1 protein-coding gene is annotated in these 821 nt (G+C 52.5%); it reads left to right on the forward strand.

The annotated features are described in order from the left end of the window. Positions 1 to 64 precede the first annotated feature (64 nt). Positions 65 to 769: an IS6-like element IS26 family transposase gene (locus tag AACR77_RS11740; protein ID WP_001067855.1), complete on the forward strand. Its 705-nt coding sequence runs from the start codon at positions 65 to 67 to the stop codon at positions 767 to 769. Positions 770 to 821 lie beyond the last annotated feature (52 nt).

Below are 821 nucleotides of genomic sequence, written 5' to 3' on the forward strand. Positions count from 1 at the left end.
GGGCACTGTTGCAAATAGTCGGTGGTGATAAACTTATCATCCCCTTTTGCTGATGGAGCTGCACATGAACCCATTCAAAGGCCGGCATTTTCAGCGTGACATCATTCTGTGGGCCGTACGCTGGTACTGCAAATACGGCATCAGTTACCGTGAGCTGCAGGAGATGCTGGCTGAACGCGGAGTGAATGTCGATCACTCCACGATTTACCGCTGGGTTCAGCGTTATGCGCCTGAAATGGAAAAACGGCTGCGCTGGTACTGGCGTAACCCTTCCGATCTTTGCCCGTGGCACATGGATGAAACCTACGTGAAGGTCAATGGCCGCTGGGCGTATCTGTACCGGGCCGTCGACAGCCGGGGCCGCACTGTCGATTTTTATCTCTCCTCCCGTCGTAACAGCAAAGCTGCATACCGGTTTCTGGGTAAAATCCTCAACAACGTGAAGAAGTGGCAGATCCCGCGATTCATCAACACGGATAAAGCGCCCGCCTATGGTCGCGCGCTTGCTCTGCTCAAACGCGAAGGCCGGTGCCCGTCTGACGTTGAACACCGACAGATTAAGTACCGGAACAACGTGATTGAATGCGATCATGGCAAACTGAAACGGATAATCGGCGCCACGCTGGGATTTAAATCCATGAAGACGGCTTACGCCACCATCAAAGGTATTGAGGTGATGCGTGCACTACGCAAAGGCCAGGCCTCAGCATTTTATTATGGTGATCCCCTGGGCGAAATGCGCCTGGTAAGCAGAGTTTTTGAAATGTAAGGCCTTTGAATAAGACAAAAGGCTGCCTCATCGCTAACTTTGCAACAGTGCC

This window comes from Aeromonas sp. ZOR0002 (assembly GCF_963866995.1).
Taxonomy (GTDB): domain Bacteria; phylum Pseudomonadota; class Gammaproteobacteria; order Enterobacterales; family Aeromonadaceae; genus Aeromonas; species Aeromonas caviae.

Bases quoted from the DNA above. Each gene is read 5' to 3' on its own strand.
- AACR77_RS11740 (WP_001067855.1), top strand. From the start codon at position 65: ATGAACCCATTCAAAGGCCGGCATTTTCAGCGTGACATCATTCTGTGG.